Here is a 15762-nt window from a genome sequence, read left to right on the forward strand (position 1 = left end):
GGCCCGAGCCTAGCCCCGGGGTGCCCGAGCGCGCGGCCCGCCTCGGCGGCGGGGGCGCCGGTCCGGTGCGTCAGCCGAGCGGGCGACCGGACCGGCGGCCCGCGGCGGTCAGTGCTTGCGGCGCCGGCCCTTGTAGGTGCTGGGGCCGATGCGCACCCGCCGGGAGGGGGCCAGCGGCGTGGAGAACAGCAGCAGCAGGACGAGGAACAGCACGAGCACGGCGGGCGTGACCATCGAGGTGGCGGCCTGCTCGCGCGCGGCGACCTCGGTGGTTCCCGAGGAGTCGCGCTCACCGGGTTCGACCGAGGGCAGGTCGGCCAGAGGGCCGTCCTGGGAGGGGGAGTCGAGCCCGGGCAGGTCGGGGGCGCCCGTGGGCAGATCCGGCAGGTCGGCCCCGCCGCCCGCGCCGTAGTCGGATCCGTCGCCGGTGGTCACCGGGCTGTGCGGCGGGGCGGTGGGGTCGCCGCGTCCTCCGGATCCGCCGCCGGAGCCTCCGGATCCGCCGCCGGAGCCTCCGGATCCGCCGTTGGAGGGGCCGCCGCCGTCGCTCTCGCCGTCGGAGTCCGACTCCGGGCCGCCGTCAGCGCCCGGGTTCCCGCTCCCGCCCGTCGAGCTGGAGGTGGGGCTTGAACCCGTGGGGCTCGGCGAGGGGTCGGAGGAGCCGGTCGGCGAGGGGTCCGGAGATCCGGTGGGTGAGGGGTCGGGCGAGCCCGTGGGTGAGGGATCGGGGGATCCGGTGGGTGAGGGGTCGGGCGAGCCCGTGGGTGAGGGATCGGGCGATCCCGTGGGTGAGGGGTCCGGAGATCCGGTGGGCGAGGGGTCGGGCGACTCCGCCGCGACGGTCACCGCGAACGCGTCCTGCGTACTGGACTTCAGCAGCTCGCTCGGCTCCTCCGGGCAGGGCGCGCCCTCCTCGACCTCGGTGTAGGCGACCGAGGCGCGGACCTCGGCCGACTTCTCGGGCCGCCCGCTGATGCCGGCGGTGGTCGGGGGCGTCGCCTTGTGGGGGCCCGAAGCCGTGAAGCCGGCGTGGCTGAGGACCAGGTCGTACAGGCAGACCGTGCCCTCGGTGTCCCCCGGCTCGATGCGCAGCACGGTCTCGGCGGTCTCGCCGGGTTCGACCGCGGCCGACGCGGGGTCGAAGGAGAGCACCGGCGCAGCGGGGTCGGAGGCGGCCGCGGCCGGGCCGGGCGGGCCCACCAGACCGGAGCCGACGAAGAGCGTGCCGAGGGGGATCGCGGCGGCCAGGCGCAACGGCAGGGCGTAGCGGGCGGGAGGGAGCCGCTTTCCGCTGGGCATGGGCGTTGGCCTCCTTGTTCGGGACGCCGCGGTGGCGGAGGTCGGCTCGGCGACCACGGGGAGCACGGGAGCGGTCACCGCACGCCGACTGCCCCCGCATCCTAAACAATCGGGAGCTTCGGGACGAGACCGGTGACGCGACGTTTCCCGGCCCATTCACATGTTCCCAGGCACGGGCCAGGCGCACCGGCCACGGTCTTTCGGCGCCGATCCGCGCCGCCCGCGCCCCCGTGCCGCCGCCCGCCGGGCGGCGGCACCGGGCACACGCCGCCGTCCGGTCAGGCCTGGGTGGGCGCGGCCGCCGCGGAGGCGTCCCCCTCCGCACGTGCCGCGGTCTCCGCCCCAGCCGGCCGGGGCGGGGTGTCGGGCACGAAGCGGTAGCCGACGTTGCGCACGGTGCCGATCAGCGACTCGTACTCGCTGCCCAGCTTGGCGCGCAGCCGCCGCACGTGCACGTCGATCGTGCGTGTGCCGCCGAAGTAGTCGTAGCCCCACACCTCCTGGAGCAGCTGCGCGCGGGTGAAGACCCGGCCCGGGTGCTGGGCGAGGAACTTCAGCAGCTCGAACTCCTTGAACGTGAGGTCGAGGATGCGGCCGCGCAGGCGGGCGATGTAGGTGGCCTCGTCGATGACGAGGTCGCCGCGGCGGATCTCGTCGGGGTCGTCGGAGCCGACGTCGGCCTGGCCGACGGCCAGCCGCAGCCGGGCCTCGACCTCGGCGGGCCCGGCCGTGGTCAGCAGGAAGTCGCGTACCTGCCAGTCCGGCGTGAGGGCGGCGACGCCGCCCTCGGTGAGGACCGCGATCAGCGGGCAGTCGAGCCCCGTGGTGTCGAGCAGGCGGCAGAGGTTGCGCGCCGATGCGAGATCGCTGCGGGCGTCGACGAGAATGGCGTCGACGGGCTGGTTCGAGGAGCGGTCGGGACCGGTGGCGAGCAGCGCCCCCGCCTCGGCCGGCGAGACCCGGACCGAGTGCAGCAGGAGGCCGAGGGCGGGCAGGACATGATCCGACGGTTCGTTGGAGTTCGTGAGTAGGAGCAGATGACTCATGCGTCTCTTCCCGTCAACCCGCGCGCGGCGGTGGTCGAAGGCCTCATTGCCCCCGGCGGAGAAATAATGAAGTGACTGCCTCCGAGACCAACAAGGATAATCAACCGATGGTGAACGGAACCATCCGGTACTGGGCCGCGGCCAAGGAAGCCGCAGGCAAGTCCGAGGAGCCGGTGACCGGGTCGACCCTGGCCGAGGTGCTGGAGTCGGTGCGTGCCGCCTATAGCGAGGACGACCGGCTGCTGCGGGTGCTCGACCGCTCGTCTTTCGTGGTCGACGAATACCCCGTGGGTGGGCGCCCACACGCCGGAGTGCTGCTGAACGAGGGATATGTCATCGAGGTTCTGCCGCCCTTCGCCGGCGGCTGAGCGCCGGCGCGCGGATCGCGGGTGAGCGAGCGGGGAGCGAGGAGGGAAGCGGAATGGCCGATGGCGCGGGCGGTGCGGCCGCCGGGCGCACCGTGACCATGCTGGGCAGGTCCGGCTGCCATCTGTGCGACGAAGCGCTGGGGGTCATCGAGCGCGTCTGCGCCGAGGTGGGCGCCTCGGTGGAGGTGCGCGACCTCGACTCGGCGCCGCAGGCCGAGCGCGACGACTACTGGGACAAGATCCCGGTGACCTTCGTCGACGGCGCCCAGCACGACTTCTGGCGGGTGGACGAGCGCCGGCTGCGCGAGGCGCTGACCCGCGCGCGGTGACCGGCTCCGGCCGCGTTCCGGGCGGGGCCCTTGCCCGGCACGTCCGCACAGCGCGGCGGCCCTGCCGGCGCGGCGTTCCCGCCCGCCGGCTCCCCCGGGGATCGGGTCCGGCGCGGCGCTTCCCGCGCGGCACCCCACTTTGTGCGCGTATTCACAAGGGCGTAATCTGAAGGCGCAAGTCCAGTCCGGCCGGGGATGGCGACCGAGCCCGCGGGGCCGCCGCGGCCCATTGCGGCCGGGCCGTTCGATCCGGCAGCGACGATCGCCGTCCAGGAGCGCACGCCAGTGACCCCCCCTGAACCACGGCCCCGCGATCGGGGAATCCCGGAGGCGACCGTCGCGCGCCTGCCCGTGTACCTGCGCGCGCTCCAGGCGCTCGACGACCGCGGCATCCTCACGGTCTCCTCCGAGCACCTGGCCGAGACCACCGGCGTGAACTCGGCCAAGCTGCGCAAGGACCTCTCGCACCTGGGCTCCTACGGAACCCGCGGCGTCGGCTACGAGGTCGAGTACCTCATCTACCAGATATCGCGTGAGCTTGGTCTCACCCAGGACTGGTCGGTGGCCATCGTCGGAGTCGGCAACCTGGGCCGCGCGCTGGCCAACTACGGGGGGTTCGGCACCCGGGGATTCCGCATCGCGGCCCTGCTCGACGCCGACACCGGCGTGCTCGGAGACACCGTGGCGGGGCTGTCGGTCGGGCATATCGACACCCTGGAGGACGTTGTCGGCAGGGAGAACGTCTCGATCGGGGTGATCGCGACGCCTGCCGGGGCCGCGCAGGAGGTCTGCGACCGCTTCGTTCAGGCCGGGGTGACCAGTGTGCTCAATTTCGCGCCGGTGGTACTCAATGTGCCTCCGGGCGTCGATGTGCGTAAGGTCGACTTGTCGATCGAGCTGCAGATCCTGGCCTTCCACGAACAGCGCAAGGCCGACGGATACGCCGGCCTCGACCCGTTCGGGAGGGGACCGTCGTGAACGCGGCCGATCCGGGGGCAGCAGGGCCACAGCAGAGGGCGCGCCCGCTCGTGCGGGAGGCGCCGCAGGTACGGAGCAGCGCGATGCAGCCCGCATTGGAGTGCAGATGAGTGTCCTCGCCGTAGGAGTGAGCCACCGCAGCTCGCCCGTGGCGCTACTGGAGCGCGTCGCCTTGGAGGGGCAGGCGCGGCTGAAGGTCATGTCCGAGATGGCCTCGGCGCCCTCGGTCAACGAGGTGCTGATGGTCTCGACGTGCAACCGCACCGAGATCTACGCCGACGTCGAGAAGTTCCACCCGGCCATGGCCGCCGTCACCGAACTCCTCTCCTGGCACACCGGCGTCCCCCTCAGCGAGCTGACCCGCCACGCCTATGTCCACTACGAGGAGCGCGCCGTCCAGCACCTCTTCTCCGTCGCCTGCGGGCTGGACTCCATGGTCGTGGGCGAGGGCCAGATCCTCGGCCAGGTGCGCAACGCGATCAAGGACGCCCAGCAGGCGGGCACCCTCGACCGCGTCCTCAACGACCTCGGCCAGCGGGCGCTGCGCGTGGGCAAGCGCGCCCACACCGACACCCACCTCGACCACGCCGGCGCCGACATGGTCGGCCTCGGCCTGGACGTCGCGCTGCGCCGGATCGGCGCGCCCGTCCCCGAGGCGGCCCACGCCTCCGAGCCCTCGGCCGACACGGCCGCCGGCTGCCCCGTCGCGGGCATGGCCGAGTCCGGCGACCCCGCCGACGAGGTCGGCGCCGCGCTGCCGGACCCCCGGCCGCTGACCGGCCTGCGTGTGCTCGTCCTGGGCGCCGGGTCGATGAGCGCGCTCGCCGCGAACACCGTGGCCCGCCAGGGCGCCGGACAGGTGACCGTGGCCAACCGGACGCACGAGCGCGCCGAGCGCCTGGCCGAGTGCCTGACCGAGGCCTACGAGCCCATCCGCAGCCGCGCCGTGCCCTTCGACTCCGCGGCCGAGGTCCTGTCCGAGGTCGACCTGGTGATCTCCTGCACCGGCGCGCAGGGACTCGTGCTCGACCGCGACGGGGTCGAGCGGGCCCGCTCGACCGCGCGCCCGCTGGTGTTCCTCGACCTCGCGCTGCCCCACGACATCGACCCCGGCGTGCGCGAGCTGCCGGGCGTCGACCTCGTCGACATCGAGGACCTGCGCCGGGCGGTCGCCGAACGCGGCGACGAGTCGGCCGAGCGCGCCGGCGCCATCTCACTGGTGCGCGGAATCGTCGACGAGGAGGTGGACGAGTACCGGAGCGGGCGCCGCGCCGAGCTCGTCGCGCCCACGGTCGTGGCCCTGCGCGACAAGGCCCGCACGGTCATGGAGTCGGAGCTGAGCCGCCTCGAGGGGCGCCTGCCCGAACTCGACGACAAGACCCGGGGCGAGGTCACCTACGCCATGCGCCGCGTCGTCGACAAGCTGCTGCACCAGCCCACCGTGCGCGTGAAGGAGCTGGCCGCCGGCCCCGACGGCCACTCCTACGAGGCCGCGCTGCGCGAGCTGTTCGACCTCGACCCCGCCACGGCCGACGCCGTCAGCCGCGTCGAGCGCACGCCCGGCGAGCAGGCGCGAGAGGGGTGACCGTGAGCGACCGCCCGGCCAGGCTCGGCACCCGCCGCAGTCCCATGGCCACCTCCCAGTCGCAGGCCGTGGCCGACGCCATCACCGACCGCACGGGCACGCGGGTGGAGCTGGAGCTGATCACCAGCTACGGCGACGTCACCCAGGCCCGCCTCACGCAGCTCGGGGGTACCGGCGTCTTCGTCAACAGCCTGCGCGAACAGCTGCTCTCGGGCGGTATCGACTTTGCGGTGCACTCCCTCAAGGACCTGCCCACCGCCCCGGCCGACGGGCTCGCGATCGCCGCCATCACCGACCGCGACGACCCCCGCGACGCGCTCTGCGCCCGCGACGGACGCAAGTTCTCCGACCTGCCCCCCGGCGCGGTCGTCGGTACCGGCTCGCCGCGCCGCGTGGCCCAGCTCGCGGCGCTGCGCCCGGACCTGACCTACGTGCCCATCCGCGGCAACGCCGGGACCCGCCTGGGCCGGATCGCCGAGGGCGAGGTCGACGCCGTCGTGCTGGCCTACGCCGGTCTCGCGCGGGTGGGGCGCCTCGACGACGTCACCGACGTCTTCGAACCCGAGCAGATGCTTCCGGCCCCCGGCCAGGGGGCGCTCGCGGTCGAGTGCCTGGCGTCCCGCGCGGACGGCGACCTCGCCTACCTCGCCGCCGTCGACCACGCCGCCACCCGCGCGGCCGTCACCGCCGAACGCACGGTGCTGGCCGAGCTGGAGGCGGGCTGCGCCGCCCCCGTGGGCGCCTACGCCGAGGTCCACGACGGCAGGCTGCGCCTGCGCGCCGCCGTGGTGGCCCCCGACGGCAGCGAGGCGGTGCGGCGCGAGCGCTCGGTCGGCACCGGCGGCGACGCGGCCGCGGCCGCGTCCTCACTGGGGCGCGAGCTCGCCCGCGAGATGATCGGCGAAGGGGCCGACCGGATCGTCGCCGACGCGGCGGAGGAATAGCGACCGAAGGAACGAGAGGACGAAAGCAGGAGTCCGCAGGGCACCGCGCGGGCCGTGCCGCCGCAGCGCGGCGGACGGCACCGCCCGACCGGCCCCGGCGTCGGGGCGGCCCTGCGGCGCGGCGCTCCAGGCGGGCGCCCGAGGGCAAGAGCAAGGAGCGATCGCACAGTGAATCCGCAGAGTGGTAACCAGGAGCCGCCGCCGAACGGATCGGGCCCGACCCAGCGCGGGCATGTGGCCCTGGTGGGCGCGGGTCCGGGCGACGCCGAGCTGCTGACTCTGCGGGGCGCGGCGGCGCTCGCCAAGGCCGACGTCGTCGTCAACCTGCGCGAGCCCGGCCCCGAGCTGGCCAAGCACCGCGAGGCGCTGCTGCGGCACTGCCCCGAGGACGTCTCCGTGATCGACCCGGCCGAGTGCGGCGGCGAGATGGACGCCGTGGCCGTGGGGCACGCACGCGAGGGCAAGCGGGTGGTGCGGCTCTACAGCGGGGACCCGCTGCTGGGCTGCCGCGGCGCGGACCTCGCGGCCGCCTGCCGCCAGGCCGGGATCGAGTACGAGATCGTTCCGGGGCTCTCCGCCGCCACCGCCGTGCCCGCCTTCGCCGGCGTCCCGCTGCTGCCCGAGGACGTCAGCGAGGCCCGCATCGTCGACGGGCGCGACAGCGACCTCGACTGGGAGCGCCTCGCCCACGGCGACGCCAGCCTCGTGGTGATGTTCCCCGATGCGCCCGACGGCGCCGACGCGCGCCACAGCGGGCCCGGGATCGAGCGGCTGTGCAAGACGCTCATCGCCGCAGGCAAGCCCGCGAGCACCCCGGCCGCGGTCGTGCGCATGGGCTCCACGACGGAGCAGACCACCGTCTCCTCGACGCTGCAGCGGCTGACCGCCGACCTCAAGGCCGCCGACGCCAAGGGCCACAACGTCACCGCCCCCGCGCTGTTCCTGATGGGCAAGGGCGTGACCGGCGACAAGGAGCCCTCCTGGTTCGAGGGCCGCCCGCTCTTCGGCTGGCGGGTGCTGGTGCCGCGCACCAGGGAGCAGGCCTCCGGGCTGGCGGACCAGCTGCGCGGTTTCGGCGCGGTTCCCGAGTCGGTGCCCACCATCTCGGTGGAGCCGCCGCGCACGCCCCAGCAGATGGAGCGCGCGGTGCGCGGCCTGGTCACCGGCCGCTACCAGTGGGTGGCGTTCACCTCGGTCAACGCCGTCAAGGCCATCAAGGAGCGCTTCGAGGAGTACGGCCTCGACGCCCGCGCCTTCGCCGGGGTCAAGGTGGCCGCCGTCGGCGAGCAGACCGCGGCGGCGCTGCGCGAGTTCGGCATCCAGCCCGACCTCACGCCGCCGCCGGAGAGCCAGTCCGGCGCCGGACTGGTCGAGGTGTGGCCGCCCTACGACGCCGAGCTCGACCCGATCGAGCGGGTGCTGCTGCCGCGCGCCGACATCGCCACCGAGACCCTGTCGTCGGGGCTGAGCGGCCTCGGCTGGGAGGTCGACGACGTCACCGCCTACCGGACCGTGCGCGCCGCGCCCCCGCCCGCCCCGGTCCGCGAGGCGATCAAGGGCGGCGGCTTCGACGCGGTGCTGTTCACGTCCTCATCGACCGTTCGCAACCTCGTCGGCATCGCCGGCAAGCCGCACAACACCACGGTGATCGCCGTTATCGGCCCCGAGACCGCCAAGACCGCCCGCGAGTTCGGGCTGCGCGTGGACGTCACGGCGCCGAAAGCCTCGGTTTCGGCCCTCGCGGAGGCGCTGGCGGAGTACGGTGCGGCACAGCGAGCCGAAGCCGTCGCGGCGGGTAAGCCCGCTCTCAAGCCCAGCCAGAAGCGCCGCGGTCGGCGCCGCAAGACCGTGTGACCAGGGAGCCCAGGATGAACGCCCAGTACCCGGCGGCGCGCCCGCGCCGCCTGCGCCGCACCCCGGCCCTGCGCCGGCTGGTCGCCGAGACCCGCGTGCGGCCCGAGGAACTCATCCTGCCGATGTTCGTCAAGGAGGGCATCAGCGAGCCCAACCCCGTCTCGTCCATGCCGGGCGTCGTGCAGCACACCCGCGACAGCGCGCGCAAGGCGGCGCGTGAGGCCGCCGAGGCCGGCGTCGGCGGAATCATCCTGTTCGGCATCCCCGAGTTCAAGGACGAGCGCGGCTCGGCCGCCGACGACCCCGGGGGCGTGGTGCAGCGGTCGCTGCGCGACCTCTCCTCCGACCTCGGCGGCGACGTCGTCGTCATGGCGGACCTGTGCCTGGACGAGTACACCTCGCACGGGCACTGCGGGCTGCTCACCCCCTCCGGCGAGGTCGACAACGACGCCACCCTGGAGCGCTACGCCGCCGTCGCGGTGGCGCAGGCCGCCGCCGGCGTGGACGTCGTGGGCCCCAGCGGGATGATGGACGGCCAGGTGGCCGCCATCCGCGCGGCGCTGGACGGCGCCGGCTACACCGACGTCGCGATCCTCGCCTACGCCGCCAAGTACGCCTCGGCGTTCTACGGACCGTTCCGCGAGGCGGCCGAGGGCGCGCCGCGGTTCGGCGACCGCAACGCCTACCAGCAGGACCCCGCCAACGCCCGCGAGGCGCTGCGCGAGGTGGAGCTGGACATCGCGGAAGGCGCCGACATGGTCATGGTCAAACCCGGGCTGGCCTACCTGGACATCGTCGCCGCGGTGGCCGGGCGGGTGGACGTACCGGTGTCGGCCTACCAGGTCAGCGGCGAGTACGCGATGATCGAGGCGGCCGTCGAGAAGGGCTGGCTGGACCGCGAGCGGGTGATCCTGGAGACGCTGCTCTCCTATCGCCGCGCAGGCGCCGGGCAGATCCTGACCTACTGGGCGACCGAGGCCGCACGATTGCTCCGCTGAGCGGGGGACACACCGTTTCCCCCGGATCGCGGTCGAGGCCGGGGATGCGGGAGGCACCACTGGAATCGACCGGCGATCAGGCGAACGGGGAGCAATCGTGGCGGAGGTCCTGCAGCGGCGTAGACGCCGGCGCTCGTCGGACGGCATGCTCAGCGCGGCGCTGAGCTACGCGGCCCTGGGATGGCCGGTGTGCCGCGGCGCGGCGCCCTCGGGGGCGGGCGGGCGCGCCTGCGGCTGCGACCGCGTGGGCTGCCCGGACCCCGGAGCGCACCCGGTCTCGGCGACGTGGGGCCTGGAGGCCACCACCGATCCCGAGGTCATCACCCGGTGGTGGAGCGCCGCGAGCGGCGCCAACGTCATCCTGCCCACCGGCCGGGTCTTCGACGTGTTCGACGTGCCGGCGGGCGCGGGCGTCATGGCGCTGGCCCGGATGGGGCGCGCGGGGGTGCAGGCGGGGCCGGTGGCCGCCGTCGACGCCCAGCGCTACCTGTTCTTCGTGGCCACGCGCTCGCCCGCCGACGAGGACGAGTGGTGGTCCTGCCACCTGGACTGCGTACCGGAGAGCATCGAGGAGACCCCCGGGCTGCGCTGGCACTGCCGCGACAGCTACGTGCTGGGCGCCCCCTCGCTGCTCCCCTCGGGCAACCCCGTCGCCTGGATCCGCGCCCCGGAGACCGGGGACGCCTCCGGCGCACCGGCCCTTCCCGACCCCATTGTCGTGCTGGACGTCCTCTCCGACGCCTGCGAGGAGTTCGTGCCGTCCTAGGCGGGCCGGTGCGCAGTGCGGCGGCCCCCTACCGGACCCCGGACGGTCACGTGTCGAGGAACCCCAGCAGCGCGTCGTTGACCTCGGCGGTGTGCGTGGTCAGCAGCCCGTGCGGGGCGCCCTCGATCTCGACGTAGCGCGCGTGGGGCAGCGCCTGGGCGAAGCGGCGCCCGGTGGCGTCGATGGGCAGGGTGCGGTCGGCCGTGCCGTGGACGATCAGGGCGGGCACGTCGATGCGCGGGATGTCGGCGCGGAAGTCGGTGGGCCAGCTGAGGGGAGCGGCGGCCGAGGCGATGGGCCCGGAGCCGGCCGCGACGTTCCACGCGTTGCGGACGGCCTCTTCGCTGACCCGGGTGCCGAGGTTCTCGTCGAGGTTGAAGAAGTCCTGGTAGAAGCCGGTGAAGAAGGCGTAGCGGTCCTCCTTGACCGAGGCGGAGACGCCCTCGAAGAAGGACATGGGTGCCGCGCCGTCGGGGTTGTCCTCGGTGATCGCCAGGAACGGTTCGAGAGAGGCCAGGAAGGCGGCCTTGGCGACGCGTGCGGAGCCGTAGGAGGACAGGTAGCGGGCGACCTCTCCGGTCCCCATCGAGAAGCCGACCAGGACCGCGCCGCGCAGGTCGAGGGTCTCCATGATCGTGTTCAGGTCGGCCGCGAAGGTGTCGTAGTCGTAGCCGGTCGAGGGTTGGCCGGACCTGCCGAAGCCGCGCCGGTCATAGGTGAGGACCCGGTACCCGGCGTCCAGCAGGGCCGGTACCTGCCCCTCCCAGGAGTTGCCGTCCAGCGGGAAGCCGTGGATCAGCACCACCGGCCGACCGGACCCCTTGTCCTCGTAGTGCAGTTCGATGTCCGCGCTGTTCTCGCTGCCGACCTTGATGCGTCCCATGGTGACCGCCCTTCCGGGGTGTGCGGCGTGCTCACTCCAGGAATACAGCACCAGGCACCCGGTCGCCCGGACGGCTCGCTGCCGCACGGCGGGCGGAGTGCAGGCGGCGCCGGAGACCGGCGGGACGCGGCGCCCACGCGCGGCCCCCGGTGCGGCGACGGGGCCGAGCGGCCGGAGGGCGCGCCGCTGCGGCCGCTCGGCCGTCAGTCGCCGTGCCGGCGGTCGACCTCGTCGGCGAACGCCGCCATGGACGGGAACTCGGCGTCGTAGCGCCACTCGTCGGTGGGCTCCGGTGTGGCTCCCCAACCGGGACGGCCGTGGCGCCGGTTGATCCACACCGACGCCAGCCCCCGGCGGCGGGCCGGCACGTGGTCGTGGAAGAGGCTCTGCGCCACGTGCAGGAGCCGGTCGCGCCCGCAGCCGAGCTCGTCCAGCACCGCGTCCAGCGCCTCGAAGTGGGGGTCGGCGGGCTTGTAGGCGCCCACGTCCTCGGCCGTGACGATCCGGGTGAAGCCGCCCCGCAGGTGCGCGTCGCTGCCGGCGAACCCGTCGCGGTGCACGTTGCTCACGATCACCAGGTCGTAGTGGCGGCGCAGCCGCGCCAGCGCCTCGGCCGAATCGGGGAAGGCGGGCCAGTCGCCGACGGAGCCGCCGAGCCGACGGGCCCAGTCGCGGCCCACCTCGGCGCCCGCGGAGGAGCCCGTACGCACGAACGCCTCGGCGAGCACGTCGGGGTAGAGCCACGCCGGGTGCTCGCGCATCACCGCCGCCTCGTGGCCGGCGTAGGTCTCCAGCAGCGCCTCACCGCTGTGGGCCAGCCCCTGCTCGCGGGCCCAGTCCACCAGGACGGCGCCGATGCCCTGCTCCCAGTCGATGAGGGTGCCGTAGCAGTCGAAGCTCAGGACGCGGAACGCGGTCAGGTCGAGGGTCATCTCATTCCTTCGGGTCGGCGGATTCGGCGGCGGCGGCCTCCTCGGTCCGAGGGGCGCCGCGGTCGGGCACGGCGAGGCTGACCGCGACCAGCGTGGCCAGCGAAACGGGCAGGGAGACGAGCACCGAGTTCACGTTGTAGGGCTGTCCCAGCTGCTCCCAGACGATGGTGACGCCGGTGCTGAGCAGCATGGCGGTCAGCGCGCCCCACTTGCTGGCGCGCCGCCACAGGAAGATCGCCAGGACGGGCGGGGCGAGGGCGACGCCGTAGACGGTGTAGGAGTACATCTGCAGCTCCAGCACCGTCGGGAAGAACCGGCCGAGCACATAGGCCACGGCCCCGATGCCCAGCACGGCCAGGCGGTGGACCATCAGCCGCCGCCGGTCGTCCATCTCCACGCCGAACAGCCGCCGGGTCACGTCGTAGACCACGTTTCCGGCGCCGGAGAGCAGGAACGAGGACCCGGTGGTGATGATGAAGGCCAGCGCGCCGGCCAGCAGCAGGCCGCCCATGACGACGGGCAGGTACCCCTCGCCGGCGAGCGACAGCACCGCGGAGTCCGGCTCGATGTCGGGCATCAGGACGAACGCCGCCGAACCCAGCAGCGCGACCGGCACCGTCACCAGGAAGCTGGACAGGAAGAACCCGCCGGTTGACCTGCGCGCCTCGGCGCCGTCGCGGGCGGCGCCGAGCCGCTGGTACATGTTCTGGTCGGCGAGGATCAGCAGGAACAGCGGCAGGAAGTAGCCGAGCAGCTGCAGCGCGCTCAGCCCCCCGCTGAAGGTCCGGTAGCCGTCGGGCAGGTTCCGCCAGTACTCGCCGACCCCGCCGAGGTCCGTGCCGAGCACCAGCGGCAGTGCGGCGAGCAGGCACGCCACGATGACCAGTGCGGACAGGAAGTCGCTCCAGGCGACCGATTTCAGGCCGCCGCCCACCGCCAGGAAGGTCACCAGCAGCGCCACGACGACGGCGCCCTGCTCGGGCGATAGCGGCGTGATCACGCTGATGATCTGGCCGCCGCCGGTGAACTGGTAGGCGGTGATGCCGGTGTAGGCGAGTACGGTGATGACGGCCGCGATCATCCGGACCGCTACGCCGTAGCGGCGTTCCAGCAGTTCGGGGACGGTGTAGGTCGCGCCTTGGCGGATACGGCGCGCAAGGCCGTAGAGCACCGCGATCCCCACCGGCGTGCCCGCGAGGAAGAAGATCGAGGCGAGAGGGCCGTAGCTGTAGGCGAAGCTCGCACCGCCGATGATCGTGCCCGAGCCCACCCAGGTGGCCAGCAGCGTGCCGATCATGACCGGCCGCGGCAGGTTCCGGCCGGCGAAGACGAAGTCGTCGCCGGTGGAGACCTCTTTGGAACGGGTGAACCAGGCGCCGATGCCCACCATCAGGAGCAGGTAGAGCACGAGAACGAGCACATGGGTCGTCTGCATGGACGCCTCCGGGGCGGTCGATGGACGGCCGGCGGGCGCGGGACCCGGGTGGCCAGGGGGAACCCGTCGTCGGGGTGGGGCTATGAAACCCGCTCTGACCACCAGAACGCAATAGTTATTGCAGACGATCTTCGGTATCGGGGAAGAGGCCGTAGCGCGACCAGAGCCGCTCCACCCCGTCGCTCCAGTCCGCGGCGGCCGCCGGATCGCAGGCCACAAGGGCGGCGACGACCGACTGCACGACCGTGGTGGCGGCCACGAGCGAGGGGAACATGCTGGCGCCTTCGCTGGGCATCGCCACCAGCTCGTCGGCGAGTTCGGTCAGGTCCTCGCGGACCTGGTCGCTGACCAGGACGACCGAGACCCCCGCTTCGGCCGCCACCTGCATGGCCTGCAGCAGCTCGTGCGGAGTGCGCCAGAGCTGGAAGACCACGAGGCAGTCGCCCCGCCGCAGCAGGGAGACCGCGTTGAACAGGGCGGTGCCCCCGATCCGGTGCAGCCGGACGTCGTGGCCGATGGTCTGCGCGAGGTGGGAGAGCTGCAGGCCGGGCGCCCCGAAGCTGCCCGAGCCCAGGACCAGCGTCGTGCCCGCTCGGTGGATGAGCCGGGCCACCCGCTCGATCTGCTCCTCGTCCAGCAGCCGCGCGAGGTCCTGCAGGTTGTGCAGGTCCCGCCGCAGCGTCGACCACGCCGGCCCCTGCCCGGCGTCCTGGTTGTGCTCGCTGAGGACCTCCGAGGCCGACAGGCCCGAGAGGTAGCGCGACCGGATCTCCGACCGCAGCGCCGGCCAGCCGCTGAAGCCCAGCTGCTGAGCGGTGCGCACCACCGTCGCGACGTTGACCTCGGCCGCGTCGGCCGCAGCCGAGGTGCTGGCATAGGACATCTGCCGGGGCTGGGTGGCGATCGCCGCGAGCACCCGCCGGGCGCCGGCGGCGGGCCGCCTGCCTTCCAGGCGCGACGTCAGCCAGGCGGGCAGCGCCTGCCGGCGGGGCCCTCCCGCCCCGTTCTCCCCGCTACTCATTTCCACCATGTTGCAACAACTATTGCATTGCCGGGCGGCTCTTGGCAGGATGCGGACAGCCGGGAGCCCGGCAGGGCTGCGGGAAGGGAGCTCATGACTTCGAACACTCTCATCATCCGTGGCGGCGTGGTGTGCGACGCCGCCACAGGCGAGGCGCGCGGAGCCGACGTGCTGGTGCACGAGGGCCGCGTCCGGGAAGTGGGGAGCGCGCTCCGGGCGCCGGATTCGGCCGACGAGATCGACGCCGCCGGGCGGCACCTGGTCCCCGGCCTCGTCGACGCCCACGTGCACACCACCGCCGCAAGCGCCGACCTCGGGGGAGTCGCAGAGCAGTCCCCATACTACGTCGCGGCCCACACGAGCCGTATCCTGCGCCGGATGCTGGACCGCGGGTTCACGACCGTGCGCGACGTCGGCGGCGCCGACCACGGTGTGGCCGCGGCCGTCGCCGAAGGCCTCTGGGCCGGGCCGCGGGTGGTCTTCGGCGGCAAGGCCCTGTCGCCGACCGGCGGGCACGCCGACCTGCGCAGCGCCGGTCGGCAGGTGCTGGACGACCACGCCTGCTGCCCGACCGTGGGCCTGGTCTGCGACGGAGTCTCCGAGGTGCGCCGCGGCGCCCGGCACCAGCTGCGCACCGGGGCCCACCACATCAAGCTCATGCTCTCCGGCGGCGTCGCCTCGCCCACCGACCGGGTGGACTCGCTGCAGTTCTCGGCGGAGGAGGTCCGGGCCGCCGTCGAGGAGGCGGGCAACGCCAACCGCTACGTCACCGGGCACGCCTACACGGCCGGCGCGGTGAACCGCGCCCTGGAGCTCGGCGTCCGCTGCATCGAACACGGCAACCTCATCGACGACTCCAGCGTGCGCGGCTTCGTCGAGCACGGCGCCTTCCTGGTGCCCACGCTGGTGACCTACGAGTACCTGCACCGCGAGGGCGCGGCCGCGGGCCTGCCGCCCGCCGGCCAGGCCAAGGTGGGCGACGTGCTCGACGCCGGACTGCACGCCCTGGAGCTGGCCTGGAGGGGCGGCGTCCGCCTGGTCTTCGGCACGGACCTGCTGGGCAGCATGCACTCCCACCAGAGCGAGGAGTTCAGCATCCGCGGCCGGGTCCAGCCCGCCCACGAGGTGCTGCGTTCGGCGACGGTGACCGCCGCCGAGCTGCTGGGCCGCGAGGGCGAGCTGGGCACGATCGCGCCGGGCGCCGTCGCCGACATCCTGCTCGTGGACGGCGACCCGCTGGCCGACGCGGCGGTCCTGGCCGAGCCCGAGCGCCACCTGCGCGCCGTGCTGCAGGGCGGCGCGGTCGTCGCGGGGCGGCCCTGAG

Annotated in this window: 15 protein-coding genes; 9 read left to right on the top strand and 6 right to left on the bottom strand. The window is 73.8% G+C overall.

Features of this window, described 5'->3' with window-relative positions:
- Positions 1–108 precede the first annotated feature (108 nt).
- Together ABEA15_RS09755 and ABEA15_RS09760 are read right to left on the bottom strand one after the other, a co-directional pair.
- Complete coding sequence (locus ABEA15_RS09755) at positions 109–1299, bottom strand: MSCRAMM family adhesin (protein ID WP_345556367.1); 1191 nt, start codon at positions 1297–1299, stop codon at positions 109–111.
- A 278-nt stretch (positions 1300–1577) separates the two neighbouring features.
- Positions 1578–2345, bottom strand: a complete 768-nt coding sequence (locus ABEA15_RS09760) for a winged helix-turn-helix transcriptional regulator (protein ID WP_345556368.1) — start codon at positions 2343–2345, stop codon at positions 1578–1580.
- Positions 2346–2452: 107 nt separating this feature from the next.
- On the opposite strand from ABEA15_RS09760, the gene ABEA15_RS09765 reads away from it, so the two are divergent.
- The 8 genes from ABEA15_RS09765 (at position 2453) to ABEA15_RS09800 (ending at position 10167) form a co-directional block, all read left to right on the top strand.
- Positions 2453–2713 carry a MoaD/ThiS family protein gene (locus ABEA15_RS09765; RefSeq protein WP_345556369.1) on the top strand — a complete coding sequence of 87 codons (261 nt, stop codon included), beginning with the start codon at positions 2453–2455 and terminating at the stop codon, positions 2711–2713.
- Between the two features lie 53 nt (positions 2714–2766).
- The gene (locus ABEA15_RS09770) at positions 2767–3042 is read left to right on the top strand and encodes a glutaredoxin family protein (protein ID WP_345556370.1); all 276 of its coding nucleotides are present in this window, start codon (positions 2767–2769) and stop codon (positions 3040–3042) included.
- Between the two features lie 285 nt (positions 3043–3327).
- Positions 3328–4020, top strand: a complete 693-nt coding sequence (locus ABEA15_RS09775) for a redox-sensing transcriptional repressor Rex (protein WP_344142521.1) — start codon at positions 3328–3330, stop codon at positions 4018–4020.
- A 106-nt stretch (positions 4021–4126) separates the two neighbouring features.
- Positions 4127–5605: a glutamyl-tRNA reductase gene (locus tag ABEA15_RS09780; protein WP_345556372.1), complete on the top strand. Its 1479-nt coding sequence runs from the start codon at positions 4127–4129 to the stop codon at positions 5603–5605.
- 2 nt (positions 5606–5607) lie between these two features.
- Positions 5608–6549, top strand: coding sequence for a hydroxymethylbilane synthase (hemC, locus tag ABEA15_RS09785; RefSeq protein ID WP_345556373.1), 942 nt, complete (start codon positions 5608–5610; stop codon positions 6547–6549).
- 168 nt (positions 6550–6717) lie between these two features.
- Complete coding sequence (locus tag ABEA15_RS09790; RefSeq protein ID WP_345556374.1) at positions 6718–8403, top strand: bifunctional uroporphyrinogen-III C-methyltransferase/uroporphyrinogen-III synthase; 1686 nt, start codon at positions 6718–6720, stop codon at positions 8401–8403.
- A gap of 14 nt (positions 8404–8417) precedes the next feature.
- Positions 8418–9401 (top strand): porphobilinogen synthase, encoded by a 984-nt coding sequence (gene hemB / locus ABEA15_RS09795; RefSeq protein WP_344142526.1) that lies wholly within the window; start codon positions 8418–8420, stop codon positions 9399–9401.
- A gap of 97 nt (positions 9402–9498) precedes the next feature.
- The gene (locus ABEA15_RS09800; RefSeq protein ID WP_345556375.1) at positions 9499–10167 is read left to right on the top strand and encodes a bifunctional DNA primase/polymerase; all 669 of its coding nucleotides are present in this window, start codon (positions 9499–9501) and stop codon (positions 10165–10167) included.
- Positions 10168–10213: 46 nt separating this feature from the next.
- Here ABEA15_RS09800 and ABEA15_RS09805 read toward each other — a convergent pair whose 3' ends face one another.
- The 4 genes from ABEA15_RS09805 to ABEA15_RS09820 all read right to left on the bottom strand — a co-directional run bounded on the left by ABEA15_RS09805 (position 10214) and on the right by ABEA15_RS09820 (position 14438).
- Positions 10214–11050, bottom strand: coding sequence for an alpha/beta fold hydrolase (locus ABEA15_RS09805; protein ID WP_345556376.1), 837 nt, complete (start codon positions 11048–11050; stop codon positions 10214–10216).
- Between the two features lie 203 nt (positions 11051–11253).
- On the bottom strand, positions 11254–11982 hold the full coding sequence (locus ABEA15_RS09810) for an HAD-IA family hydrolase (protein WP_345556377.1): 729 nt from the start codon (positions 11980–11982) through the stop codon (positions 11254–11256).
- Position 11983: 1 nt separating this feature from the next.
- The gene (locus tag ABEA15_RS09815; RefSeq protein WP_344142531.1) at positions 11984–13417 is read right to left on the bottom strand and encodes a sodium:solute symporter family protein; all 1434 of its coding nucleotides are present in this window, start codon (positions 13415–13417) and stop codon (positions 11984–11986) included.
- Positions 13418–13532: 115 nt separating this feature from the next.
- The gene (locus ABEA15_RS09820) at positions 13533–14438 is read right to left on the bottom strand and encodes a MurR/RpiR family transcriptional regulator (RefSeq protein WP_344142532.1); all 906 of its coding nucleotides are present in this window, start codon (positions 14436–14438) and stop codon (positions 13533–13535) included.
- A 93-nt stretch (positions 14439–14531) separates the two neighbouring features.
- Between ABEA15_RS09820 and ABEA15_RS09825 the strand changes: the two genes are divergently transcribed.
- A complete protein-coding gene (locus ABEA15_RS09825; protein WP_345556378.1) occupies positions 14532–15761 on the top strand; it encodes a metal-dependent hydrolase family protein in 1230 nt (409 codons plus the stop codon).
- Position 15762 lies beyond the last annotated feature (1 nt).

It is taken from the genome of Streptomonospora halophila (genome assembly GCF_039542725.1).
Lineage (GTDB): Bacteria > Actinomycetota > Actinomycetes > Streptosporangiales > Streptosporangiaceae > Streptomonospora > Streptomonospora halophila.